This window comes from Companilactobacillus ginsenosidimutans, from assembly GCF_001050475.1.
GTDB lineage: Bacteria > Bacillota > Bacilli > Lactobacillales > Lactobacillaceae > Companilactobacillus > Companilactobacillus ginsenosidimutans.
Window position 1 is genome coordinate 509,196 of record NZ_CP012034.1, and the last position, 24,816, is coordinate 534,011.

A 24,816-nucleotide genomic window follows, 5' to 3' on the forward strand; every position below is an offset into this window, starting at 1 on the left:
AGAATTTGTTTAAAGTCTTATGATTTCTCGAAGTCACGCATCCAAGCAATAGCTAATGCATTTCGACCAAGATGGGCTCCAATTACCGGGCCAAAATATGATCGGTCAAGAGTTAGATCTGGGTATTTTTGACGAAGATGATCTGCCCACTCGTCCCCTGCCTCTTTATTATCAGCATCAATAACCAATAAACGAAGTGGGTATTCTGATTCTTTCACTCCACGTTTCAACTTGTCCTCAGCCTTTGCTTTTGCTTTTTTAAGTGAACGAACTTTATCATAGGCAACAATGTGATGACTGACTGAGTCAAACTCTAACAATGGCTTGATATTTAACATTGTCCCAATAACAGCGGAAGCATTGGATAAACGACCACCCTTAACCAAGTTTTTAAGGTCATTAACTACGAATGATTCATCAATTGTGTTTCTTAAAATATTAAGGCGTTTAATGATTTCATTTAAAGCTTTACCATCCTGAGCCATTTCAGCTGCTTCTTGAACTAAATAGCCCATAAGTCTAACAGTGATCCATGAATCATAGACAACCACGTTAATGTCATCTAAAGAATCTGCAGCACTTTTCAAGTTGTTTACAAACCCTGAGATTGAAGATGCTAAATGGATTGAAATAACTGCGTCATAGCCTTCTTTCGCTAACTTTTCATAAAGAGTAAGCATTTCTCCGATTGGAGGTTGGGCAGTTGATGGTAATTCTGGTGATTTTTGCAATAAATCGTAAAATTCAGATGTAGTAATATCTATATCTTCACGATATGATTTTGTATCAAACACGACCTCTATCGGTACAACAGTAATGTTATATCGCTCAACAATTTCTTGAGGTAGGTATGATGTGCTATCAGTAACAATGGCAATTTTCATAAATTTATCTATTCCTCGTTTAGTCACGTATAATGAATGTATAACCATTTGATTATATCATATTAAAGGCATATTATATTTATCGCGCTCTAAAATCAATGCCTTTCTAAAAATAAAGTATATAGGAATAATTTTTAGTTAGATAGCTCAAAATTTGGATAAATTAATATAAAAAAAGAAGTAAACTAAGAGGTCACAATTAATGTCATTTGATGGAATGTTTACCCATGCAATGGTAAACGAACTAAATAGAACTCTGAAGGGTGGTCGGATTTCAAAAATACAACAACCTTTCGCAAATGAACTCATCTTGACAATTCGCAGTGAACGCAAAAACCGCCAATTGTTATTATCAGCTCACCCCAGTTATGCGAGAATTCAAATAACTGACCAACCGTTCGAAAACCCGGCTAAGCCTGCTACATTTGTTATGTCACTTCGTAAGTACATAACAAGTGCTATCGTACAAGATTTTCGACAATTAAATAATGATCGTGTCGTGAATATCGATTTGTCAGCAAAAAACGAACTTGGTGATATTCATTCATATACGATGACTATTGAAATAATGAGTCGTCATAGCAATATTTTCCTAATTAATAATGATACTGGGAAAATTGTTGATTTAGTAAAACGTGTCTACCCTGAAGATAATTCTTTCCGTGGATTACTTCCTGGTGATACATATCAGCTACCACCTGCACAAAATAAGATGAATCCTTTTGAAGCAACAACTGACGATTTTAAAGATTTGAAAACCGCGTCTGATATTCGTGAGAAGTTTGAAGGTATTGGAATTGACACTTCCGCGGAATTGGCGTCAATCATTATAGGTGGTGCCGATCCAGTTGAATTCATTTCTAATTATAATGATGTCGTCTCACCTAACACTGCCAAGCAGGAAAAGAACAACAAATTAGGCTTTTTCCCTGTCGAGTTTAAGAATACGACCAATGTTATTGGCTATTACCCTACTCTAGGTGAATTGTTAGATAATTACTATCTTGATCGAGCAAGAATTGATCGGATTGAGCAACAAACTAAGAGTATTACTCATCGTTTATCCATTGTTTTGAAGAAGGATAAATCCAAAATTAAAAAGTTGAACAAACAACTTAAACAAACAAAGATAATGGATGAATATAATTTGTATGGCGAGCTTTTGACAACTTATATGTCAAAAATAGAGCGTGGCTCAAAATCAATTAAATTGACCAATTATTACAATGACGAAGAAGTTACGATTCCACTTAATCCTGAATTTTCTCCTTCAGATAATGCACAGAGTTATTACAAACGTTACCGGAAACTCCAAAATTCAATACCACATATTAACGAACAGCTAGAAATCACTACTTCTGAAGTCAATTATCTTGAATCAGTTTTGGCCTCACTGGAATATGTTGATATCGAAGATGTTGATGGAATTATTGAAGAACTTGAAGAATCTGGTTATATCAAGAAGAAGAAAAAGGGACCTCGCCGTAAGAAGAAAAAGACCGTTGGTGAACACTTTGTAACCTCAACGGGAATTCCAGTAATTGTTGGAAAAAATAATATCGAAAATGATAAATTGACTATGAAATTAGCTCAAAAAAATCATTATTGGTTCCACGTTAAGGATATCCCTGGTTCTCATGTAATTTTGGAATCGAGCGATCCAGATGAACAGTCTATTGTCGAAGCAGCAACCATCGCATCTTACTATTCTAAAGCTCGTGAATCTGCTAAAGTACCTGTAGATTATTTACAGGTTAGAAATATTCGCAAACCCAATGGAGCTAAACCTGGTTTTGTAATTTTCGAAGGTCAAACAACTATCCTGGTTGATCCAGATAGGAACCTAGTTGAAAAACTTCGAGATGTAAAGAAAAAATAAGTAAAAAATAGGAGTTAGGCCATTTGGTCTAACCCCTATTTAAATTTATCTGAAATAATCTTCTGAATTCCCTTAGCATCGTAACTGTTGAATTTTTGATCATTCGTCGTAACCAAGAAATCCTCATCATCGTTTTTAAAAATTTGGTCAACAGTCATATCAGCTTGGAAATTATTGCCTAAAATCAATTTCACCAGTGTGTCTATTACATGAACGGAGCTTGCAAGTTCATGCCTAATAATATCTTGATTCATACCTGATGTAATCTTTGTAACCATCCAATGATCATGTGAATAGGCAAATTCAAAATTGTAAGTATTGATCTGATGGGAATCTTCTAACTCATTTTTGACGATATTAGTGATTTCTGACTTATCAGTATCGGTCAAAAAGTTATTGAATGCGCTAATCTCATAGCTTCTTTCGCCAACCATTTTGCGGAAGATTACAGACGGAATGCTGAAAGATGTTCCATCAGATACAACGATAATTCTCATTGTGGTATCAGCTTTCAGATCAACCGATTTGATAGGTTGGGTACTGATTTGGAAAACTCTATTGTTCTCGGTATCTTCATCACTAAGTGTTTGAGAAAAATCAATGATTTTAAAAATTGTTTTTTCTTGAATTAAATTGAGATGTTGTAATTCCATATGCGGATCAGCAATTTCTACAGCAACATTTCTAATTTCAAGTGGAGAATTCCATGGTTCACGTCCAAGAATTACAGCTTCTAATCCATTTTGATTTATGGATTTAACTAGTTGCATTAGGACAAACTGACGAACCATAATATTCTTTTTAGATGTGATTATTGGTGAGCGCACAATAATTTTGTTGCGATCGGTAAACTCCAAATCATTACTAATTCCACTAGTTAGAAAGTAATTTTGTTGTTGAAGTTTATCCATATTAACGGATACGGATTTCTTACTTTTAACAACAGTTCTGGTAACGACATCATCACGGTCGAGCAAAACCTTGCTGTACCCTATTCCTTTGACACCCATACCCACTACATTTTCGATATTATTTTCATCGATCTCATCATCGCGAATGATTGCACTATTTTCTTTAATATTTTTGAGTGCAACTAGATAAGGAATATTGATACCGGTAACCTCAGATAAGACAGAAAGTTCGAAGTCACGTCTGATAGCTTCAATCAAAACATCCAGCATCCAATTTGTTGGATGAATAATTTTTTCAAATAGTTGATCGTCATCCATCTGGTGAAGTTTTTCATATCGATTTAAAGTGTCGTTTAATTTGTCATTTAAAGCACCTTTATTGAATACTTCTTCAATACTGAATCCACTTACGATAATGCTTGAGTCCGAAGTCTTGCTTGGCCCAATATAACGTTGATCAGTAGTATTCCATTGAGGAAAACGTGATGTTATATGATCCATAAAAGGCTCACTAGCGCCATTGAAACTACTACCTGAATCGAGCTGTAATTTATCTAGTTGATATCCAAGATTAAGTTCAACTGATACGGTGGCTAATGGATAACTCGTAGCATATTCAAGAAATTTGGTTTCTTCACTTAAACGTGGAATGAATTCAGTAATGTAACATTCGTTGGTTTTATGATTATAGGCGAAATGCACCGTACAAGCTCCAACAACATCAAATACACGAGCTAGTTTCATTGCAAAATTACGCAACTTTTGAAGTTTTGAATCATTTAATGAAATTGCTGGTGAGACAAGATTTGAATCCAAGTGATGAATACCAATGGGTTCAACGTCTTCAATTGTTCCAATTAGAGCTGAGTTATCGAATCGATCTCTCACAACAGTAAATGAGTATTCACTAAAACCACGAATACTACGTTCAATCTCTATTTTGGCACTTTGTGAATCCTCTAGTGCCATAAAATTATCGAGTTCAAACAAGTTATTAATATTTGTCCAACCGCTTGAATGACGATTGGAGAATCGGCGACGTGCGATAATTGGAAAACCAATTGACCGAATGAAATCGTACAATTCTTTTTCATCATCTGAAGAGATGAAGTTAATAACTGGCAAATCATTTTCGTTAAGTTTGCTGATAAACATTTCTCGTTTAAAAGTAGCTAGAGATGCAAAGTAATCAGTACCTAACACATTGGTTGATGAAATCTTACCGTTAAGTCCGGATATAATTCCGAGAGCATTCTTGTCCCCAACCGTCGGCAAAATTGCATCAGGATGAAAATTGTCAACGTAGTCAAGAATATTTTCACCATTAACCTTTTCTACAACGACTTTATCAAAGAATTCACTGGATGATAACAATGCTGTTGGATTTTCTACCATGATGGTAGTTTTGTAACCCAACTGATGTAGAATTTCGGCTGTATCATACAACGCAGTAGACAGGTCAACATTTTTGTCACTGTTAGTTGGGCCAATTATTAAAATGTTATGAATTCCACTAGTAACCAAACTATCTACTCCAATCTTGATTCTTAATTGAATCGATTAAATCGATAAATTCATCAAACACGTAATATCCATCTGTTGGACCAGGAGCTGCTTCAGGTTCAAAGAGCACACTAATAATTGGTAAGTATTCATGTCTAATTCCCTCGATACTACCATCGGAAACACAAATATTTGTCACAATGAAATCAGATGATCCAATTGATTTTTGGTCGATTGTGTATGAATGATTATGATTAACAAAATCAATTTTTCCACTGGCGACTTCTTTCACTGCCAATGATGATTCGTGGTGCGGGTGCTCTAATCTGGTGATTTGGCAATCGTTTGCTAAAGCCACGAGTAAACTACCTAATCCGATTCCCATTGTCGGAAATTGCTTTTGTATCACTTTAATGTTCTCAATGGTTTTTGGTAAATCTTTAGGATCTCCAGGTCCATTCGAAAAGATGACCCCGTCAGGATGGAGACTAGCAATCTCCTCTGGAGTTGAGTTGTAATTAACAATGACTGAATTGCAATCACGATATGACAATTGTCTCAATATCGAATACTTTAGTCCTAAATCAACAATAACCATTTTTAAGCCAATATTTGGATTTGGATATGATTGTTTAGTTGAAACTTGTTTGACTAAATCACTAGGTAAAACCAATGCTTTGATTTGATCCATGGCATGTTCATCATGAGTATCCATGATACTTGCCTTCATTTCACCATGCTCGTAAATATGTTTTGAAAGAGCGCGAATATCAACATTTTTAATTCCAGGAATTTTCATGCTAGTAATCCACTCTTCAAATGGAATTGATCCATCGACACTGTCAGAACTACTGGAGCCAATTACGATTCCCTTACATTGATAATTAATAGATTCATAAAAATCGCGGTTAATTCCCGAACTGCCGATTCCCGGAGTTGTAAAAGCCAAGATTTGTCCCTCAGCATCAGGGTCAGTGACTGACTGTTCGATACCAGTTCTATTATTAGAAACAACAAGTTGACCAGTAGTAATCACTGAAGAACCAAATCCCTCACCTGGAAAAACTGTTCCGTCTTCTAATATTAAATAACGTTTCATCTGCCCACTCCAATTAACTGTTTATTCAATCTCGACTTTGTCTTCCCCGTCGATTTCTTTCATAAATACTTTAATCTTTTCTCGTTGTGAAGTTGGAATGTTTTTACCGACAAAATCCGCTCTAATTGGTAATTCGCGGTGTCCCCTGTCAACGAGCACGGCAAGAGAAATTTTCTTTGGACGTCCTGAACTCATGAGCGCATCCATGGCAGCACGAATTGTTCTTCCAGTATAAAGAACATCATCGGTTAAAATGACGTGTTTATTTGTGATATCAAAGTCCAATGGCTCTGCTTTGTATTCTTCGACTTCCTTTTCATCAGACTGTACATCGTCACGATAGGGAGTGATGTCAAGTTCAGCAACCGGGATACTGATATTCTCAAGTTGTTTTAATCTTGATTCAATACGATGAGCAACAAAGACTCCTCTAGTTTTGATTCCGACCAAAACCAAATCCTCAATTCCTTTATTTCGTTCAATAATTTCATATGTTATTCGAGTTAATGCACGAGTCATTGTTTGACCGTCGATGATTTCTTTTGCCATAGAAAGCTCCTTATCCTAAAGAAAAGCCAGGACGATCGCCCTAGCTTCGATTTAATTAGTAATTTAATACAAAAATGTCTTTCAATTCATTATTCAGAATAAAATATTGCTTTAGTCGTGTCAACCACGCAATTTGTTTACGGTATCATTAAATATCTTTGGAGGCTCAACTGAAAATTCCATCCACTCATGAGTTCGTGGATGTTCAAACCCCAATGTCTTTGCATGTAGAAATTGACCATTACCGAGTAGTGTATTTTTTGGTCCGTAAAGAGGATCTCCAGCAACTGGATGACCAATATATTGCATGTGAACCCTGATTTGATGAGTTCTACCAGTTTCAAGTCGAAGTTTGACTAGTGAGTAACCTTCAAATTGTTCAATCACTTCAAAGTGAGTAACAGCATGGCGACCATCGTCAACAATTGCTTGTTTTTTGCGATCACTTTTAGACCTACCTAAAGGTGCATTGATAACACCCTTCTTCTCTTTAAAGTTACCATGAACAATCGCAACATATTCGCGCAAATTAGTTTTGTTTTTCAATTGTTCCATTAGTGATTGTTTAGCTAAATTATTTTTTGCAATCATTAATAAACCTGAGGTATCTTTATCAATTCGGTGTACGATTCCTGGTCTAATCATGTCATCATCATTAATTTTGCTATGATACAAGATTGCATTTACCAAGGTACCATCTGGATGACCAGCTGCTGGGTGAACAACCATCCCTTGTGGCTTATTAACAACCAGAACATCTTCATCTTCGTAAATAACATCCAGAGGGATATTTTGAGGAATTGCCTCGATAGGTTTTTCTTCAGGAATAGTAAATTCCACAACATCCCCTTGAGATAACTTGTATCCGGCTTTTTTTATGATTTGATCGTTCACACTGATTTCGCCATCTTTAATAAATTTTGTAATCTGTGAGCGGCTAACCTCGTCGACTGATTCATCAACGAACTTATCTAGTCGTGCTTTTGTAGTTTCTTCAAATTTAAGAGTAATTAAATTATTTGCTATTTTTTTCACCTGCTGTCGATCGGAATAAATAAATAATTAGTAAGATGACACCAACAGTTATATAAGTGTCTGCTAAATTAAATATTGGAAAATTAATGAAATCTAAATTAAACATATCAATCACAAATTGACGAGTAAACCTGTCAATCGCATTACCCAATGTACCGGCAAATAAGAACAATAATGAGAATCTGTATAAATAATCTGTCTTATCAGCTTTTACAAATAAATATATTAAAACAATTACGGCTATTGCGGTAATTATGTAGAAGAAATACATCTTACCTTCCAACATACTCCATGCTGCGCCGGTATTTCTGACATTAGTTAACGAGATTAATCCAGGAATCAACTGCTGGTCACCAAGTGAAGGTACATTGTTAAACACATAAAACTTCAAGGCTTGGTCACCAAAGATCAAACCAATTAAAACTAATAAATAAACAAAAGGCATTAGAAGAGTCCACTTATCTTTCCTGTATTGTCAACATCCATATTTAAAGCGGCTGGTTTACTTGGTAATCCAGGCATTGTAAGAACACTACCAGTTAACACAACAATAAAACCTGCGCCTAACTTTGGAATTAAGCTTTGAACATGAAGCGTAAAATCTTTGGGACTTCCCAACTTCTTAGGATCATCGCTCAATGAATATTGAGTTTTCGCAATACATACTGGTAAATCATCCCAGACATTATCTTTTAGAGTCTGGAGTTGTTTCAATGCTTGAGCTGAATACTCAACGTTGTTGGCACCATAAATTTCTGAAGCAATTGTAGCAATTTTTTCTTCGGTTGTTTGTTCATCCTCATATAAGCGAGTGTAATTGGCTTCTTTTTCAGTGGCTTTAATTACAGCCTTTGCAAGGTTTAGACCACCTTTACTACCCTTGTGATGAATTTCAGTTAATTGAACATCAACACCGACCTCATCACATAAACTAGTCAATAGTTTGATTTCATTATCAGTATCAGTCGCGAATTCATTAATCGAAACAACGACTGGAACATTGTAATAACGCATGTTGTGAATATGACGTTTAAGATTTTTAAATCCTAGTGTCAAGGCATTTAAATCTTCATTTTGAAGATCAGCTAATTTTTGGCCACCGTTGTATTTTAAAGCTCTGATTGTTGCAACAATTACAACTGCATTTGGTGCGTGATTTAGTTTAGGCGTAACAATATCCATAAACTTTTCACCACCGAGGTCAGCACCAAAGCCACCTTCAGTCACGGTGTAATCACCTAATTTCATCGCTAATTCAGTAGCAAGAATGCTGTTACATCCATGGGCAATATTAGCGAATGGCCCACCGTGAATGATGGCTGGTGTATTTTCAAGTGTTTGAACTAAGTTTGGTTTCAAAGCGTCCTTAAGCAACATAGTAATTGCTCCCTGGACCTTCAAATCTCTGACAAAAACTGGTTTGCGGTCATAAGTGTAAGCAATTAAGATGCTTGCAATACGTTCTTTCAAATCGTCAATGTCTTGAGCTAAACATAAGATAGCCATCAGCTCACTAGCAACCGTAATTTCAAAATGTTCTTCACGGGGAATTGAATTGATCGGTCCACCTAATCCAATTACAGCATTCCTTAAAGAACGATCATTAATATCTAAGGCACGTTTCCAAATAATACGTCTTGGATCGATATTTAATTCATTACCTTGGTGCAAATGATTATCAATCAAAGCTGCCAAAGTGTTAACCGCACTGGTCAGTGCGTGCATATCTCCAGTGAAATGAAGATTAATATCTTCCATAGGAACGACTTGAGCATACCCACCACCAGTAGCTCCACCCTTCATTCCCATGACAGGTCCTAATGAAGGTTCACGAAGAGCCAAGACAGTTTTCTTGCCTAAAGCTTGTAAGGCATCAGCTAAACCAATAGCAACGGTCGATTTTCCCTCACCCGCTGGAGTTGGATTGATAGATGTAACTAAAATCAACTTACCATCGTCATTCTTCATGGCTTTGTTAATACCGGAACCACTAATCTTGGCCTTGTAATGACCATATGGTTCAATATCAGCGTCATCTAATCCCACCTTATTAGCAATCTCACTAATATTCTTCATCTTATCGTGTTCATTAATTTGTGCAATTTCAATATCACTTGGAAAAGCCATTATTGATCACCCACTCTTTTTTTAATTTCTCTTAGAATTTTCTTTGTAGAAGTAATCTTTACAGGAAAATAATCATGGTTTTCGAAATCAAATTCTAATTGCCATTGATTATTACTTTTAACAGTCACATCTGAACGATTAAACGTTCTGGTTTTGTGATAATTTGGTTCTTTGATTACAACTTTTGAATCTGAAATTTTAACCCATGAACTTTTGAGTATATACAAAATATAAACTAATCCAATTATCCATATAATAATAGGAATAACACTTAAGCTGAAAATTTCCAATTGCAAAACAACGCCCAGGAAGATAATAATTAGAGCAAAAGACCACAGAATAATACCCCAAGCACCTGTGGGCTGAATGTAATACTTCTTCGACATAAAATACCCTCCGAAAGGTCAAATTGACATGATTAAATTGTACACCGACGCCGGTTTAAATACTAATCAAAACTTAGCCGCAATCTCATTTGTTTATCACACTGAAAAAACTTCAAAAAGCTTTGTTGAACCACAAAAAGAACAGGACAATCATTATCTAGAATTTTTGGCTGTCCAAGCTGCATTAACCGATCTAATTGATCAAAAATTGAACGATGACATTCTACAACTGAACTGTGATAGTCAAATAGTTGTCGACAGCATTGGTAAAAATTATTCTAAGCATTATCAGGAGATGGTAGACGTCATTATGCCATTACTTGATAAATTTCCAACTTACTTTGTAAAACATATTTCTGACAAAGAAAATGGAGCAGCACACGCCCTAATTCATCAGGAACTAATCCACCTACGAAAATCATAAAAAAACATAAGTATTCTAATTATAAATTGACTTGAGATTGTGATACGATTAAATCGCTTACAAATTTAAGCTAGGAGGATTTTGCTGATGTATTACGTTCTAATGAAAGATCGAGATATTCGTGACAATCTTGCAACTGAACAATATCTCATGAACAACGTTGAATTTGATGAACCATTAGTTCTTTTTTACATTGAAAAACCATGTATCATTGTAGGAAGAAACCAAAACACACTTGAAGAAATTAACAGTGACTACGTAAAAGACAACAATATTACTGTTACTCGTCGTATTTCTGGTGGTGGTGCAGTTTATCAAGATCTTGGTAACTTATGTTTTAGTTTCGTTGTCAATTCTGACGACAAGAATTTTGGTGATTTCAAATCATTTACTCAACCTATTATTGATGCGCTTCATGATATGGGTGCAACTACTGCCGAAGTTTCAGGTAGAAATGATTTATTAGTTGATGGTAAGAAATTCTCTGGTAATGCCATGTATTCAAGAAACGGAAAAACTTTCTCACATGGAACATTATCACTTGACGTTGATTTAAACGTCCTTACAGACGCATTAAAAGTTGCTAAAGACAAGATTGCGTCCAAAGGTATTAAATCAATCAGAAGTCGTGTTACTAACTTAAAACCTTATCTTGATGAAAAATATCAAAACTTGAGTACTGAAGAATTTAGAGATCGTTTACTTCTTGAATTATTCCATGCTAACTCAGTCGACGAAATCAAAGATAAAGAATATATTGTTTCCCCAGAACAACAAAAAGAAATCGATAAGATTAAAGAAGATTATTACTACAACTGGGATTGGGTTTACGGTAAATCACCTGAATTCACTGCCAAACAACGTAAACATTTTGATATGGGAACTGTTGATGTTAGATATAATGTTGCTGATGGTAAAATTGACCATGTTGAAATTTACGGAGATTACTTTGGTATGAAGGATTCTACAGATATCAAAAATAAATTAACTGGAACAGTGTTTGACCGTGATGACATTTTAAAAGTATTAGATTCATTTAATTTGGATTACTATTTCCATGGAATTCCACAAGACGAACTTTCAAAACTATTTACACCCTAATATATAATTACGAATAATTTTGGCTTGAGTTTTTTCAAACTCAGGCTTTTTTTCTTGAGGAGGACAAAATGTATTTTTACAGAATGAGATCAACAGATATTCGAGATAACCTAGCAACTGAACAATATTTGATGAATAACGTCGAGTTCGATGTGCCACTAGTTTTATTTTATATCCAAAAACCCTGCATAATTGTCGGCCGTCACCAAAATACGCTTGAGGAAATCAACTCCGATTATGTTAAGAAACACAATATTACTATTACAAGAAGATTTTCTGGTGGTGGCGCAGTATATGATGATCTAGGAAATATCAGTTTTAGTTTCGTTGTAAACTCTGATAGTGACAATTTTGGTAATTTTAAAAAACTTACGAAACCAATTATTGATGCATTAAAAGATATGGGTGCAACTACCGCTGAAGTGTCGGGTAGAAATGACTTAATGGTTGATGGTAAGAAATTCTCTGGTAATGCTATGTATACCAAAAATGGGAAAATGTTTTCTCACGGTACCCTAGCCTACGATGTAGATCTTACTGTCCTCAGCAAAGCATTAAATGTTCCAAAAGATAAGATCGAATCCAAAGGAATAAAATCAGTTAAGTCTAGAGTTACAAATGTTAAGCCATATTTGAAACCAGAATATCAGAAGCTAACGACTGAAGAATTCCGTGACCGATTAATAATGGAGTTATTCCATACTGACAATCTAAATTCTATTGCAAATAAGGAATATAAATTAACAGAGGCAGACAAAACTGCAATCCAAAAATTAAATGATGACTACTATTACAACTGGGACTGGGTCTATGGAAAGTCTCCTGACTTCACAGTTAAAAATCGCAAACATTTCAACATGGGAACAATTGATGTCAGATATGAAGTGTCTGAAGGTAAAATAAAGTCCCTCGAAATCTATGGTGATTATTTTGGAAAAAAAGATTCTAACGACATTAAGCAAAAATTAATCGGAATAGATTACGATTCAGAACAAATCACAAAAGTTCTAAAAACATTTGATTTAGATAATTACTTCAGTGGAGTATCAGAGAATGAACTCTTCACCCTTTTCACAAAATAATTAAGAAATTAATACAAAACAGGCGAGCCCACATTTTTTAGGGACTCGCTTTTTAATTGATATTATTGAACCTGACCGGAAGACGACAGTGAACCATCAATAAAATTAAAATTATCGCTACAACCTCACTATGATAAAATATTTTCAACGAGGTATTTATCAAAAATGATTAAAACAGAGCAACTGCAACAAAATTTCAAACTAGTCGACATAGCATCAAAAACCAATTTAAATGATGATGATCGAACAAACTTAATTGAAAACTTCGAACTTACGAACGAAGTACTTGATTATGCTGATGACGTCAATGAGCGTGCCAGACTTGAGTTTGATGAAGATAATCAAATTTGGCTAGTAGTTTATTATGTCCAAAATGAAATTAAGTCATCCCCTTCAGAAAGTACTCGACCAATTGCATTGGTAATTAAGGATGATAATTTGTTCCTATTCACAAATAAATATACTCATTATGTATATGATTATATAAAAAATGCTGACACTCACTATGGCACTAATATTAAGGATCGAATTTGGACATTGATCTTTTATGCGTTTGACAGCATATCCGATGATTTCAGCGATACGATCAATGAAATTAATGTTAAACGAAACAAAATCCAAGAACACATCGAAAAAAGAAAGACTTCCTATAAACAAATTATTAGCCTCTCAAATTTACAAGATATGATGATTTATGCAAGTACTGCAATCAACAGCGATTACAGTGTTGCCAGACAAATTGACACAATTGCTAACAGCAAAGTTGAGACAGTCAATTTAACCGCTAGAACAAAAGAACGGCTCCATGATTCAGTTGTTGAGATTGAACAACTAAAAGATGAAGCCGATCTGGCGTCAGATATTATTGATCGAGTGGCAAACACAAGTAACAATATCTTGAATAATCAAATGAACAATACCATGAAAGTTTTGACTATTTATACGATTGTTTTAAGTGTACCAACGATTATTTCTGGATTTTACGGAATGAATATGAAACTTCCAGTCGCTGATAAGCAGTGGTCATGGATTTTTTCTATAGTCATTACGATTGCAATGATAATTTTTGTTTTATGGGATTTACATCGTCGAAATAGTTTATAACTATCTCTCAGTTGCCCAAAATTGGTAATAATCTGTTCTAATTGCACCGTTATATAGTTTACGTTTCTTTGTAGCACGCTTACCATAAAACTTTTCAAACTCGAGGTCTGAAGTAACAATGTACTTACTCCATGATGCATGTGGTTCAAAGACATCTCCCATTTGCTTGTAAAGTGTATGAACACTGTCCATATCGCTCATACGTTGACCGTAAGGAGGGTTAGAGATGATTACTCCATCTTCCCCTTCAATCTTCAAATCCTTCACAGCAACTTGTTTGAAATTAATATCGTGCAATACGCCAGCACCATGAGCATTTAATTTAGCAACATCGATCATTGAACCATCAATATCGCTAGCAAAAATATTTAATTCGGGAGCAACCTGTAATTCTTTGGCTGCTTCTTTTTCTTTTTCCAAAATCATTGGATCGAACCAGTCGAAATCTTCAAAAGAAAATTTTCTAAGAATTCCAGGTGCGACATTTTTAGCTAATAATGCAGCTTCAATGGCAATAGTTCCTGATCCAGTGGTTGGATCAACAAACGGCATATCTGCGTGCCAGTTAGTTAGCATAATCAATGCGGCAGCAAAGTTTTCCTTCATTGGAGCAACACCGTGTTCTGTACGGTATCCACGTTTATATAGAGAATCTCCTGTTGTATCGAGGGTGATCTCAACAATATCATTATGTATTCTGGTTTCAATTTGGAATTTAGCGCCTGATTCAGGTAAACGTCCACGACGTTTATAGATGTCAGCCATTTTATTAACGATTGCTTTTTTGGTAATTGCTTGAATATCACGTTCAGAGAACAATTTTGACTTTACAGTTCTTGCTTTAATTGGAAAGGCAGCATTTAATGGCAACCAGTCATCCCAGGCAATATCGTTAACTTTATCAAAAAGTTCTTCGAAAGTTTTGGCTTCAAAAGTAGAAATTAGAATTTTTATTCTGTCAGCACTTCTTAGCCACAAATTTGCCTTAGCTATATCTTCGTAGTCACCATCAAAATACACTTTTCCATTTTCAGTTTGAACGTCATAGCCTAAATCTTGCAATTCTTTTTTAGTAACAGCTTCGAAGCCACTAGACATAGTTGCAATTAATTTCATATTTTCCTCTTTTTAAATCAAATTGTTGTACAAAAAAAGGACGAGCAAGTCGTCCCTTACCAAGTAAATTTCTATAAGCCACGTTCTGTTCATGTATCGGCTCGGTCTTCCGATACAATTAGTAATCATCTATCTACAATTAAGCCTTCACAGTAGATTCATTTCTCGTTATGAAGCGCCCCTACCAAAGTTTGGGTTGCCAGCTCGTGGGGTTTACCTCGTTCCACTATCAAGATTTCCCTTGATACTACGTCTCTGTGGCACTTTCAAGCTATTAACACATAGTAAAACCTTAGTGCTTTCACTGCCGTTACCAAAAGGTACCTTAGCTTATTGGGCTAAGCGCGAACACTACAAGCATCTCAGCTCGTGCTGGCGTGGACTTTCCTCAGCCTAGATAACTAGGCCGCGATTACTCAAAATTTACCAATGCGAATATTATACCTAAAATTGACCCATATTTCCATTATTATTTAGATTTGGGTTAAATCCGTTCATATTTTGACGATTAGAATCAAAATGATTTGGATTTACATCTTGGTTATTATTTTGATTCATATTGTTATTATTGTTATTCATATTTTGCATAGGGTCAGGATTTATTTCATTATGACCACTTTCAAAAGGATTGTTACGATTGTTGTTATTGTTCATATTATTGGGAACAGCAGCTGATGCAAATTGTTTGATTGAATCATTATTTTTATTTTGATCAGTAGCATTATCTTGATTAGGAATTCCGTTTGCAAAATCATGTCCAAATACGTGTTTTTCAAGATTTGAAATTCTTCTCAAGATATCGTAGTTTGTAGCGGCGTCAGCTTTAGGAGCAGCATTTGTAGTATTCATGCCACCCATATTAGGCTTTGGTTGGACAGGAATAGTTCTGTTGGTTCTTTGACGAGAAACAGGTCCTTGGTTTTGATTAGTATTATTGGCATTGTCTTGTGGCATTGAGTTCAATTGAGTTTGAAGACGGTTATTTTCTGCCTTTAATCTGTTTAACTCGTTTGAGTATGCTTCGTAATCCTTAATGATTCCATCCAAGAATTGGTCAACTTCGGCTTGGTCATATCCACGCATCTTTGTTTTGAATTCTTTTTGTAAAATATCATTTGGTTGGAAATTTAAAAAGAATTTACCATTATTATTGTTGTTACCTTGTTGTGGATTGAATCCATTTCCATTCATTTGGTTCATGTTATTCATTATTTGCACCCCAATTGTTTAATGTTCTTACTAAAATGTAGTAAAATTACTCTTCTGACAAACTATTAGCAAAATCTTGCATTTCATCAAAGTCGATTAACTCAATTGAGTAATCGTTCCCTCGGTCAACATAACTTTCCATTGCCGAATAGTCATATTTAGGCTTCCCTCCACTATCCGGATCATAAAAAATTAGCGCCCCATCGGTATGTTGAAGCATAAAATTCTGCCATGTTCTGAGTTGTATACCTGAATGATAACCCAAACTAGTGAGTTTATTGACATAGTCGGCATTTCTTAAAAAAATATTTAGTAATGACTTATTGTTATCATTCCACTGATCACCAAAATTCGCGAATGGTAACATAACTGCATGTTTGATATTATAACCTTTATTCTTCACTTCTTGTACTGCTGGACCGATAATTTGTTCAGTACCAAGCTGAGCTCCAGATAATACCCATTCCATACCATCTTCAGCATAGTTAACAAATCTTTCTTCAAATAATTTTTGAATTACTTTAATCTTTGGGTCATCTGGTTTAAAAATTCCTAACTCATAGGATCTATAGCCAGTTACCCACAAGTTCTTTATCATATAAATCCCTCCAATAATTAAAAATCACTTAACATGGTATAATTCTGAAAGTAGGAGTTGATATATTGAATTTTAACTATCCAGATGGACGGAAATTTCAACAAGAATCCAAACCTTCAAAACTAAATACGACAGGTGCTAAAAAATTAATCTTTGGTGACCGTGGTATGCGACTTGAAGATGAGATCAATGAAAGCAACAAATATTATCGCGCACATGAAATAGCAGTAATATACAAAAAACCAACGCCTATTCAAATCGTAAAAGTTGACTACCCCAAAAGAAGCCGTGCTGTAATTAAAGAAGCATACTTCAGACAGGCATCAACTACTGATTATAATGGCATTTATCAAGGGCATTATGTCGACTTTGAAGCTAAGGAAACAACTAATAAAAACACGTTTCCATTAAAAAACTTTCATCAGCATCAAATTGATCATTTACGTGCCTGTTTAAAGCAAGGTGGAATTTGTTTCGTGATTATTAAGTACGTTACTCTTAATAAATATTTTATCATGCCGGCTTCCAAACTTTTTAAGTATTGGGAAGGTCAAAAAGATGATGGTCCCAAGTCTATTCAATTGTCAGAAGTCGAAAGAGATTCTTATGAAATCACGGCAAATTACAACCCAACTTTGCCCTATATTGAAATTATAAATAAATTAATCGAGAGTAGAAAGGAGCAATAATGAATAATAAACCTAGCAATAGACACAATAACACTTCAGTCTCGCCTTTTAAGAAATTTATGAAGTGGATTGGAATTGCACTAGGAACAGTAATTGTTTTATTCTTAGCAGTTTTTATTTTTTATGCTTTTAAAGCCCCTGCAATTAGTCAAGAAACTTTGCAAAGTGGCGGCAGCTCATCGATTGTTGATTCTGAAGGTAATCAAATTGGATCTTTAGGGTCCAATAAAAGAAATTACGTAACAATTGATAAAGTACCTCAACAAATGCAGGATGCCGTCGTATCTATTGAAGACAAAAATTTCTACAACGAAACTTTTGGTATTGATCCAATCAGAATTGTGAAGTCAGCATTTAATAATGCGACACAAGGAACATTACAAGGTGGAAGTACTTTAACTCAGCAATTAGTGAAGTTAACAGTCTTCTCTACTGATGCAAAAGATCAAACCTTTAAACGTAAGATGCAAGAGGCATGGTTAGCAATTAAAGTCAGCCATGATTACTCTAAACAGCAAGTTCTCGAATTTTATGTCAACAAAGTTTATATGAATAATGGTATTTACGGTATTGAAACCGCCTCGAACTATTATTTTGGTAAATCTTTGGATCAATTATCACTTCCTCAAATGGCTTTCCTAGCTGGATTGCCAAACGCACCTAGTGATTACGATCCATATAAACATCCAGAACAAGCAAAACAACGTCGAGACCTAGTTCTCAGTGCAATGTATAACAATGAAAAAATCACTAAATCTCAAGAAGAGTCAGCTATTGCAACTCCAATTGATTCTGGACTTGAACCATATAAAGAAGTAACGACTGGAAACGATACTGATAAAATGATTACTGATCCTTACATCAAGGAAGCAATTTCCGAAGTGCAAGCCAAAGGATTTGATCCATATCGAGATAATTTAAAAATCACGGTCAATATGGACTATAATGCTCAAAAACGTTTGTATAACATTGTAAATTCATCAAATTACGTGCAATTCCCTGATTCAAAAATGCAGGTTGGTGCATCAATTGTCGACCCTAACAACGGAAAAGTTGTTGCTATGATTGGTGGACGTAACTTAACTAATATCCAATTTGGACTGAATCGTGCGGTTCAAACATCTCGTAGTAATGGTTCTACCATGAAACCAATCTTGGATTATGGTCCAGCTATTGAATATCTAAATTGGTCAACATATCATCAATTGGACGATGAAAAATATACTTATCCAGGAACTGATATAGTTCTAAAAGATTGGGATCAAACATATAAGGGTCAAATGAGCATGCGTGAAGCATTGGTGACATCACGAAACGTGCCTGCCATCAAGACTTTGCAAGAAGTTGGTTTTGAACAAGCTAAATCGTTTTCTAAGAAACTTGGTGTCCCTGTAACTGGTGAAGATACTGGTCTTTCTGCTGGTATTGGTACCGATGCCTCAAGTCTGCAAGGAGCATCAGCGTATGCAGCATTCTCGAATGGTGGTAATTATTACAAACCCACATATGTCTCAAAGATTGAAAAAGCGGATGGAATTACTCATTCTTACCACTCAGAACCAAAAAGAGTTATGAAAGCATCGACAGCTTATATGATTACTGACATGTTGAAAGGTGTTCCAACTAGTCAAGGATTTGCGGACTATGCTCAAATTGCCGGATTACATCAAGCTGGTAAAACTGGTACAACAAATTATGATGATAAATCAGTTGAAGGAAATCCAGAGCTAAGTGGAACTTCAAAAGATGCCTGGTACAACGGATACACTCGTAACTATTCAATGAGTGTTTGGACTGGATACGATGCACAAAACACCAAAGGTGTATCCCCTACTTACCAAAGTGTTGCAGGAAAGATTTACAAGGCAGAAATGGAGTATCTAGCAAGAGAATCCACGAATCCAGATTGGAAGAAACCAAGCTCGGTTGTTTCAATGAAGATTAGAACCGGTGGTTCTGAATCACCTATCGTTGCATCACCAAGATCACCAAGTGGAACTTATACTAACGAGTTATTCGTTCGAGGACACGCACCAACAAATCCTTACAAGAATTACTCAAGTTCCTCATCAAGTTCAAGCAGCTCATCAAGTAGTGAGGAAGTAATTCCAAACCGTTCTCAAAATTCTGAAAATAATCAAGAAAATGAGAATTCCGATGAGAACGAGCCAAATGGTAATACACAAACTGGTGATGGTACTGACGGCAATAACCAAAATAACAATGGAAACACCACAACTAATCCTCCATCAACTGGTGGAAACAACAATTCCTCCAATAATGGTGGTAATAATTCAGGTAATAATGGCAACAACGCTGGTGGTGGTAATACTGGCGATAACAATGGAGGAACTACTCCCCCAAGCGGTGGTGGCACCCAAGGTAGCAATACTCAAGGCGGTAACACAATCGATACAGAACCGGAAAATGAAAATGAATAGATTAAAAAGGCTTAGAACAATTATGTTCTAAGCCTTTTCATTTGCACTGTTAAGTTTGTCGCACTCGATAATTAACTGATTAGTTTCTTTTTCTACAGGAAGTTTCATTGAGTACTTTCGACCATATTCAATCATCGTATGATGAGCTTGATGTAACTCTTCTGGTTTCAAAGCACCAACAATCTTCTTCTCAACTTGAAGTGGATTAGCTTTTTGATCGATAAAATGTAATCTTTTGGCTATAGCTGAAACATGTGTGTCAACGGCAAAAGTTGGTTGATTGAAAACGTCACTTAATACGACGTTGGCTGTTTTTCTCCCTGCCCCTGGCAACTTCATTATTTCTGACCTAACCTCTGGTACAACGTCATTATATTGCAAATGAAGCACTTCTGCAGTTTTAATGATATTTTTAGCCTTATTATGAAATAAACCAACGCTTTTAATAATCCGCTCGACATCCTCTAAATTAGCTGACATTAAATCCTTTGGATCTGGATATTTTGCAAATAATTCTGGTGTCACCTTGTTAACTGACACATCAGTGGCTTGGGCGCTGAGTATCACTGAAACCAAATATTGAAATGGTGTTCTCGAATCTAATGATGGTTCAACAGTTCCAATGTCATTTTCCATTTCATGAATTGCCCATGCGATTTGTTTATCATTAAGCATTAGTATCCCAACTTCTTTCGACGTTCTTGTAATTGCTCTGGAGTTTTAATATTACTTTTTTCCCAACTAATTAAAATTCTGTCCATATATTTTAGTGAATACGCCTGATTTAATACAGCTTCTCGTAAAGCTAAATCGATTAGTTTGATTCCATAATGATCATCATCGATCCATTGATGAACTTGTTCTTGCTCAATAGGTGAAATTGGTCGGCCAAATTCAACTTCAATTTTTTTAAATAATTGCTCAGTATCCGACATTAATTTTTTTTCTGCGTTTGAATCGTTTTCTTGAATAAATAACGCATTCAAACGATTGAAAATGGGCGTCAGTGAGTAAATATCACGTTGTTGGTGATTTTCTACAATCGTTTTTAATTCGATAATACCTAATTTAATCAAAGTTTGAATACCATTAAAAATATCATTCTCTTCAAATCCAGTATTATTGGCAATATTAACGACAGGCGGGAATTGGTTTCCTTGTTGAGCAAACATTTGTAAATTCAAATAAATGACTAAATCCTTTTCAGTCATCCCTAGTTTACGATAATTTTGAACTATCAAGTTGCTTATATTGGTACTACCACTATTTAAAAAGCGGTTAAAAAATTTATCTTCCATTCGATATCTCCAAATAAAAAAGGTAAAGGCATTACTGCCAATACCTAAATGTTATTTAATACTTCAATACTTTTGCCAGTCTTGAAATCAATCAAGTTATACCCTATCGTGCCATTTTTGTTTTTAAATGCGACTTCCCAGGTGGGTTGTTTTTTGTAAACACCGAGATTGATATGCAATATTTTGGTTGGATTATAACGTTCCGCCACACCATTTAACACAGATTCTCTAAGTGGTGCATTGCCCTTGTTAATAGTTTGCGTTTTACCAGATTTTGCATTGATAATAATGTATCGATACTGTCTGTTCTTTGTTAAACCACCAACTGAATAATATCTATCGGCTCTTGTATAGTCACCAAAATAATCAGGATCAACGATTCCGGCATTATCCTTTGCAATACTATTTGACTGTGATTTTGCACTCGAGTACGGCGCAAAAGAGAGGTTAATGTAAGTCAATGCAGAAACAATGACTAATGTAACCAATGAAATCGCTAGTAAAATTTTTGTACTTCTATTCATAAATTTGTCCTTTAGGTTAGTCAACAAACATAGTATAGCAACTTTTGTTTATTTCAAAAACTTATTTATATCCTTTTTAATATACTTCATATTGTCTTGAATAACTGGCAATCCGTCTGGCAATGAATCTAAAATCTTTTTCCCATAACTTTTTGTCAAAATTCGATTGTCGAGTAACAAGATCACACCACGGTCACCTGTTGTTCTGACTAATCGACCAAGACCTTGCCTCAATTGTAAAATAGCCCGAGGTAAGGTATCTGCTTGAAAAATATTGAAACCATTTTTTGCCATAACCTCTTGTCTGACTTTGACGTCAAGCATCTCAGGCGATTCAAATGGGATTCTAGTTACAATCAAAATCTCCAACATCTTATTAGGAAAGTCGACACCTTCCCAGAATGAATTTGCACCAAGTAAAACGGAGCGATTTCCGATTGCAAATCGTTTTTTGATCTTTTCGTTTGTTCCAGTAATTCCTTGGGCTAATATCTCCCATTTTTCTTTGACATCTGTCTCCATCAACAATTTGTATACTGCCTCAAGAGTAGTCAACGAATTAAATAATATCATTGTTTGATAGTCCATGTCGTCCAAAATTTGAACAATGTGTTTTGTAACCATCGCATAATATTGATCATTATTCAACTTGGTAATATCGGGTACATCTTCAGGGACATAAATCTTGCTATTGTGAATCATGTCATTGGAATCTGGCAATATTAACATTTCGTTTATTTGTTCGCTATCAAGTTGCATATCAAGAATAAAATGAGAAAAATCTTTTTGAACAGTAATTGCAGCTCCAATGGCAAATATTTGACTAAATTCATCCGTCGTATCTTTAACTAATTCACGAATATCATATTGACGCCAACTCAATTTCATTGTATTTGGCTCATAATAATCGCGCATATCGATTTGAATACCAAAATCAGAATCTTTTTTCTGAATAACTTGTAGCAGTTCATCCATGGCAGATAGCACATTTCTAATCTTGGCATTTTCGATAATCAGACTAGAAATAATTTTTGAGAGTTCAACTGAAATAAAATTTTTTTGAAAGTTATATTGATCAAATAAAACATCGATTCGATTGACGACCATTGAAAGTTCAACAATCAAATCTGATAATAAATCAACTAAATCAGTATTGTCTTTTTTGAAATCTGACTGATTAAGTAGCAAATTAACTAACCCATTACGATCCTTTAAGCTAACAAAGTCTTGAACATCATTTTCAAAAATGTTGAATTCAAGTCGTTCCATTAATTCATCGATGGCTTGAAAATGCGTTTCCATATCCTGCAAGTCTTGATAATTCCAAAGTTGTGTTGTTACTTCTGTGAACGCATATCGCAGAGTGACACGATTTTGATATAAGATATCGCTCAATTTTTTAACATATTCATTCAATCTGAAAAAGTCGATTGTTGGTGATGCGACATCTCTCAAATTATCGGCAAGATGATTGGCTTCATCGACGACTAAATAAGAATTTTCACCCCAAATGGGACTGTCTAAGTTACGAGCTAAATAAGCCTGGTTTGAGACCAAGATTAATGACTCGTGATACTTATTGGTTTGATATTTCCAAAAATCATCATCAGCAAATAAACTACTGTCCTTATCCTCACCACGATGGCGAATAATTGTAAACAATGGATTATTGTAATTAGTTAGATGAAGCTCATTCAAGTCGCCAGTCGTCGTAATTGTCAACCAGACGATTATTTTCATCTTCAAGAGTGCCGTGTGACGGTGTCCCTGATAATTCTCGATTGACTCATAGAATCTATCAATATCGATGAAATTATAACTACTCTTGACCACCTCAGCATGATAGTTATTCTGAGAAACTTGATTTAATAAAGGAATCGATTGATCAACTATTTGTTGTTGCAAAACTTTAGTAGTCGTAGCAATTACCAGTTTTTGCTGAGAATTGACCAAATATGAAAGAGGCAATAAATATCCTAGAGTTTTTCCCGAACCAGTTGGGGCTTCAATCAAATTCCACTTCTTATTTTTCTTACGATTGTTAGCTGTAGTAAAGATATGATCCATCAAATCTGCTTGGTTGCGGCGAAATTCTAGTTTGTTTTTCAATAAATCTTTTTTCTTCTTGTCAGTAGTCGGAAACGTAGTAGTTTTATCAATTTGCTCACTAATATGAAAGTTTTTCTTGCGTAATACTAGACCATTCTTTTCATACAAATAGTCCGGCAAAACCTTGTTTGAATTTTGTCGTTCGTTATATATGTTTTTAAAAGCAATATTTGATTCACGAATTGTTTCTGTACCTAAATTGACCAAACTTTTTAAAGTAGTGATAGGTAAATCCCTTACTTGACTTTCGATGACTAGGAATAGTTTAGCGGTTACCAAAGCATCGCTATCGGCTGAATGAGGATTATCATGCTCAATACTTAAATAGCTAGTTAGATCCTGAAGCTTATAACTACTTACAGTTGGAAACATTATTTGTGACAACTCAACCGTATCAATGGCTTTGACGTTAAGCTCGTTAAGACCAACACGGTTAAGTTCTCGATTTAAGAAAGGTAAATCAAAGTTGACGTTGTGGGCAATAAATACCCTATTTTTCAAAAGTTTAAAAATATCTGGTGCGACTTGTTTGAATGTTGGAGAGTCCTTAACATCCTTATCACTTAAACCAGTAAGGGCTGTAATTCTGCTGGGAATTGGAACCTCAGGATTAACTTTTTGGTTGAAGACTTTAGTAATCTCCCCATTTTCAATTAAAGCACAGCCGAATTGAATAATACGTCCGTTGTCATGCCAATTGGCATTGGTTGTCTCAAGATCAACAACAGCGTAAGAGTTTTTCAATGTT

General features: G+C 35.1%; 21 protein-coding genes, 1 other RNA gene and 1 pseudogene. 7 read left to right on the forward strand and 16 right to left on the reverse strand.

What is annotated here, in order from left to right; genetic code table 11:
- Positions 1 to 17 precede the first annotated feature (17 nt).
- Entirely contained in the window at positions 18 to 884 is an 867-nt protein-coding gene (locus ABM34_RS02705) for a DegV family protein (protein WP_048703080.1), read from the reverse strand.
- Positions 885 to 1,086: 202 nt separating this feature from the next.
- On the opposite strand from ABM34_RS02705, the gene ABM34_RS02710 reads away from it, so the two are divergent.
- Positions 1,087 to 2,763: an Rqc2 family fibronectin-binding protein gene (locus tag ABM34_RS02710; protein ID WP_048703088.1), complete on the forward strand. Its 1,677-nt coding sequence runs from the start codon at positions 1,087 to 1,089 to the stop codon at positions 2,761 to 2,763.
- A 35-nt stretch (positions 2,764 to 2,798) separates the two neighbouring features.
- Here the strand turns inward: ABM34_RS02710 and ABM34_RS02715 are convergent, their stop codons facing one another.
- From ABM34_RS02715 to ABM34_RS02745, 7 genes are all read right to left on the reverse strand, one after another.
- Entirely contained in the window at positions 2,799 to 5,198 is a 2,400-nt protein-coding gene (locus ABM34_RS02715; protein ID WP_048703090.1) for an ATP-binding protein, read from the reverse strand.
- Position 5,199: 1 nt separating this feature from the next.
- The gene (locus ABM34_RS02720; protein WP_048703092.1) at positions 5,200 to 6,276 is read right to left on the reverse strand and encodes a carbamoyl phosphate synthase small subunit; all 1,077 of its coding nucleotides are present in this window, start codon (positions 6,274 to 6,276) and stop codon (positions 5,200 to 5,202) included.
- A gap of 21 nt (positions 6,277 to 6,297) precedes the next feature.
- The gene (gene pyrR, locus ABM34_RS02725) at positions 6,298 to 6,825 is read right to left on the reverse strand and encodes a bifunctional pyr operon transcriptional regulator/uracil phosphoribosyltransferase PyrR (protein WP_048703094.1); all 528 of its coding nucleotides are present in this window, start codon (positions 6,823 to 6,825) and stop codon (positions 6,298 to 6,300) included.
- Between the two features lie 120 nt (positions 6,826 to 6,945).
- Positions 6,946 to 7,860, reverse strand: coding sequence for an RluA family pseudouridine synthase (locus ABM34_RS02730; RefSeq protein ID WP_157023202.1), 915 nt, complete (start codon positions 7,858 to 7,860; stop codon positions 6,946 to 6,948).
- Positions 7,841 to 8,305: a signal peptidase II gene (gene lspA, locus ABM34_RS02735; protein ID WP_048703097.1), complete on the reverse strand. Its 465-nt coding sequence runs from the start codon at positions 8,303 to 8,305 to the stop codon at positions 7,841 to 7,843. Before lspA ends, ABM34_RS02730 begins: the two co-directional genes overlap by 20 nt.
- Positions 8,305 to 9,987 (reverse strand): formate--tetrahydrofolate ligase, encoded by a 1,683-nt coding sequence (locus ABM34_RS02740; RefSeq protein ID WP_048703100.1) that lies wholly within the window; start codon positions 9,985 to 9,987, stop codon positions 8,305 to 8,307. Before ABM34_RS02740 ends, lspA begins: the two co-directional genes overlap by 1 nt.
- Entirely contained in the window at positions 9,987 to 10,373 is a 387-nt protein-coding gene (locus tag ABM34_RS02745) for an EbsA family protein (protein WP_048703102.1), read from the reverse strand. Before ABM34_RS02745 ends, ABM34_RS02740 begins: the two co-directional genes overlap by 1 nt.
- A gap of 28 nt (positions 10,374 to 10,401) precedes the next feature.
- Between ABM34_RS02745 and ABM34_RS02750 the strand changes: the two genes are divergently transcribed.
- From ABM34_RS02750 to ABM34_RS02765, 4 genes are all read left to right on the forward strand, one after another.
- Entirely contained in the window at positions 10,402 to 10,797 is a 396-nt protein-coding gene (locus tag ABM34_RS02750; protein ID WP_048703105.1) for an RNase H family protein, read from the forward strand.
- A gap of 87 nt (positions 10,798 to 10,884) precedes the next feature.
- Positions 10,885 to 11,898 (forward strand): lipoate--protein ligase, encoded by a 1,014-nt coding sequence (locus tag ABM34_RS02755; protein WP_048703107.1) that lies wholly within the window; start codon positions 10,885 to 10,887, stop codon positions 11,896 to 11,898.
- Between the two features lie 68 nt (positions 11,899 to 11,966).
- A complete protein-coding gene (locus ABM34_RS02760; RefSeq protein WP_048703109.1) occupies positions 11,967 to 12,980 on the forward strand; it encodes a lipoate--protein ligase in 1,014 nt (337 codons plus the stop codon).
- 165 nt (positions 12,981 to 13,145) lie between these two features.
- Complete coding sequence (locus ABM34_RS02765; RefSeq protein WP_048703112.1) at positions 13,146 to 14,084, forward strand: magnesium transporter CorA family protein; 939 nt, start codon at positions 13,146 to 13,148, stop codon at positions 14,082 to 14,084.
- Here the strand turns inward: ABM34_RS02765 and ABM34_RS02770 are convergent, their stop codons facing one another.
- The 4 genes and pseudogenes from ABM34_RS02770 to ABM34_RS02780 form a co-directional block, all read right to left on the reverse strand.
- The gene (locus tag ABM34_RS02770; RefSeq protein ID WP_048703115.1) at positions 14,085 to 15,200 is read right to left on the reverse strand and encodes a THUMP domain-containing class I SAM-dependent RNA methyltransferase; all 1,116 of its coding nucleotides are present in this window, start codon (positions 15,198 to 15,200) and stop codon (positions 14,085 to 14,087) included.
- Positions 15,201 to 15,269: 69 nt separating this feature from the next.
- Positions 15,270 to 15,624, reverse strand: an RNA gene (gene rnpB / locus ABM34_RS12990) — RNase P RNA component class B.
- 547 nt (positions 15,625 to 16,171) lie between these two features.
- Positions 16,172 to 16,283, reverse strand: a pseudogene (locus tag ABM34_RS13580) (DivIVA domain-containing protein); the annotation flags it as partial.
- A gap of 172 nt (positions 16,284 to 16,455) precedes the next feature.
- Positions 16,456 to 17,007 (reverse strand): SLOG family protein, encoded by a 552-nt coding sequence (locus ABM34_RS02780; RefSeq protein ID WP_048703121.1) that lies wholly within the window; start codon positions 17,005 to 17,007, stop codon positions 16,456 to 16,458.
- Between the two features lie 65 nt (positions 17,008 to 17,072).
- Between ABM34_RS02780 and recU the strand changes: the two genes are divergently transcribed.
- Positions 17,073 to 17,696 (forward strand): Holliday junction resolvase RecU, encoded by a 624-nt coding sequence (recU, locus tag ABM34_RS02785; protein ID WP_048703124.1) that lies wholly within the window; start codon positions 17,073 to 17,075, stop codon positions 17,694 to 17,696.
- Positions 17,696 to 20,137, forward strand: a complete 2,442-nt coding sequence (locus tag ABM34_RS02790; RefSeq protein ID WP_048703127.1) for a transglycosylase domain-containing protein — start codon at positions 17,696 to 17,698, stop codon at positions 20,135 to 20,137. Before recU ends, ABM34_RS02790 begins: the two co-directional genes overlap by 1 nt.
- A 27-nt stretch (positions 20,138 to 20,164) precedes the next feature.
- On the opposite strand, the gene ABM34_RS02795 is transcribed toward ABM34_RS02790, so the two are convergent.
- From ABM34_RS02795 to ABM34_RS02810, 4 genes are read right to left on the reverse strand one after another with little or no spacing between them, the layout of a single operon-like run.
- Positions 20,165 to 20,812: an endonuclease III domain-containing protein gene (locus ABM34_RS02795; RefSeq protein WP_048703130.1), complete on the reverse strand. Its 648-nt coding sequence runs from the start codon at positions 20,810 to 20,812 to the stop codon at positions 20,165 to 20,167.
- Positions 20,812 to 21,435, reverse strand: a complete 624-nt coding sequence (locus tag ABM34_RS02800) for a DnaD domain protein (protein ID WP_048703132.1) — start codon at positions 21,433 to 21,435, stop codon at positions 20,812 to 20,814. Before ABM34_RS02800 ends, ABM34_RS02795 begins: the two co-directional genes overlap by 1 nt.
- Before the next feature lie 44 nt (positions 21,436 to 21,479).
- Positions 21,480 to 21,959 (reverse strand): hypothetical protein, encoded by a 480-nt coding sequence (locus tag ABM34_RS02805; protein WP_048703135.1) that lies wholly within the window; start codon positions 21,957 to 21,959, stop codon positions 21,480 to 21,482.
- A gap of 48 nt (positions 21,960 to 22,007) precedes the next feature.
- Entirely contained in the window at positions 22,008 to 24,812 is a 2,805-nt protein-coding gene (locus tag ABM34_RS02810) for a helicase C-terminal domain-containing protein (RefSeq protein ID WP_048703137.1), read from the reverse strand.
- Between the last annotated feature and the right edge of the window lie 4 nt (positions 24,813 to 24,816).

Bases quoted from the DNA above. Each gene is read 5' to 3' on its own strand.
- ABM34_RS02780 (WP_048703121.1), bottom strand. From the start codon at position 17,007: ATGATAAAGAACTTGTGGGTAACTGGCTATAGATCCTATGAGTTAGGA.
- ABM34_RS02740 (WP_048703100.1), bottom strand. From the start codon at position 9,987: ATGGCTTTTCCAAGTGATATTGAAATTGCACAAATTAATGAACACGAT.
- ABM34_RS02755 (WP_048703107.1), top strand. From the start codon at position 10,885: ATGTATTACGTTCTAATGAAAGATCGAGATATTCGTGACAATCTTGCA.
- ABM34_RS02770 (WP_048703115.1), bottom strand. From the start codon at position 15,200: ATGAAATTAATTGCAACTATGTCTAGTGGCTTCGAAGCTGTTACTAAA.
- pyrR (WP_048703094.1), bottom strand. From the start codon at position 6,825: ATGGCAAAAGAAATCATCGACGGTCAAACAATGACTCGTGCATTAACT.
- ABM34_RS02800 (WP_048703132.1), bottom strand. From the start codon at position 21,435: ATGGAAGATAAATTTTTTAACCGCTTTTTAAATAGTGGTAGTACCAAT.
- ABM34_RS02760 (WP_048703109.1), top strand. From the start codon at position 11,967: ATGTATTTTTACAGAATGAGATCAACAGATATTCGAGATAACCTAGCA.
- ABM34_RS02805 (WP_048703135.1), bottom strand. From the start codon at position 21,959: ATGAATAGAAGTACAAAAATTTTACTAGCGATTTCATTGGTTACATTA.
- ABM34_RS02745 (WP_048703102.1), bottom strand. From the start codon at position 10,373: ATGTCGAAGAAGTATTACATTCAGCCCACAGGTGCTTGGGGTATTATT.
- lspA (WP_048703097.1), bottom strand. From the start codon at position 8,305: ATGCCTTTTGTTTATTTATTAGTTTTAATTGGTTTGATCTTTGGTGAC.
- ABM34_RS02705 (WP_048703080.1), bottom strand. From the start codon at position 884: ATGAAAATTGCCATTGTTACTGATAGCACATCATACCTACCTCAAGAA.
- ABM34_RS02720 (WP_048703092.1), bottom strand. From the start codon at position 6,276: ATGAAACGTTATTTAATATTAGAAGACGGAACAGTTTTTCCAGGTGAG.
- ABM34_RS02790 (WP_048703127.1), top strand. From the start codon at position 17,696: ATGAATAATAAACCTAGCAATAGACACAATAACACTTCAGTCTCGCCT.
- ABM34_RS02710 (WP_048703088.1), top strand. From the start codon at position 1,087: ATGTCATTTGATGGAATGTTTACCCATGCAATGGTAAACGAACTAAAT.
- ABM34_RS02795 (WP_048703130.1), bottom strand. From the start codon at position 20,812: ATGCTTAATGATAAACAAATCGCATGGGCAATTCATGAAATGGAAAAT.
- ABM34_RS02750 (WP_048703105.1), top strand. From the start codon at position 10,402: ATGATTAAATTGTACACCGACGCCGGTTTAAATACTAATCAAAACTTA.
- ABM34_RS02765 (WP_048703112.1), top strand. From the start codon at position 13,146: ATGATTAAAACAGAGCAACTGCAACAAAATTTCAAACTAGTCGACATA.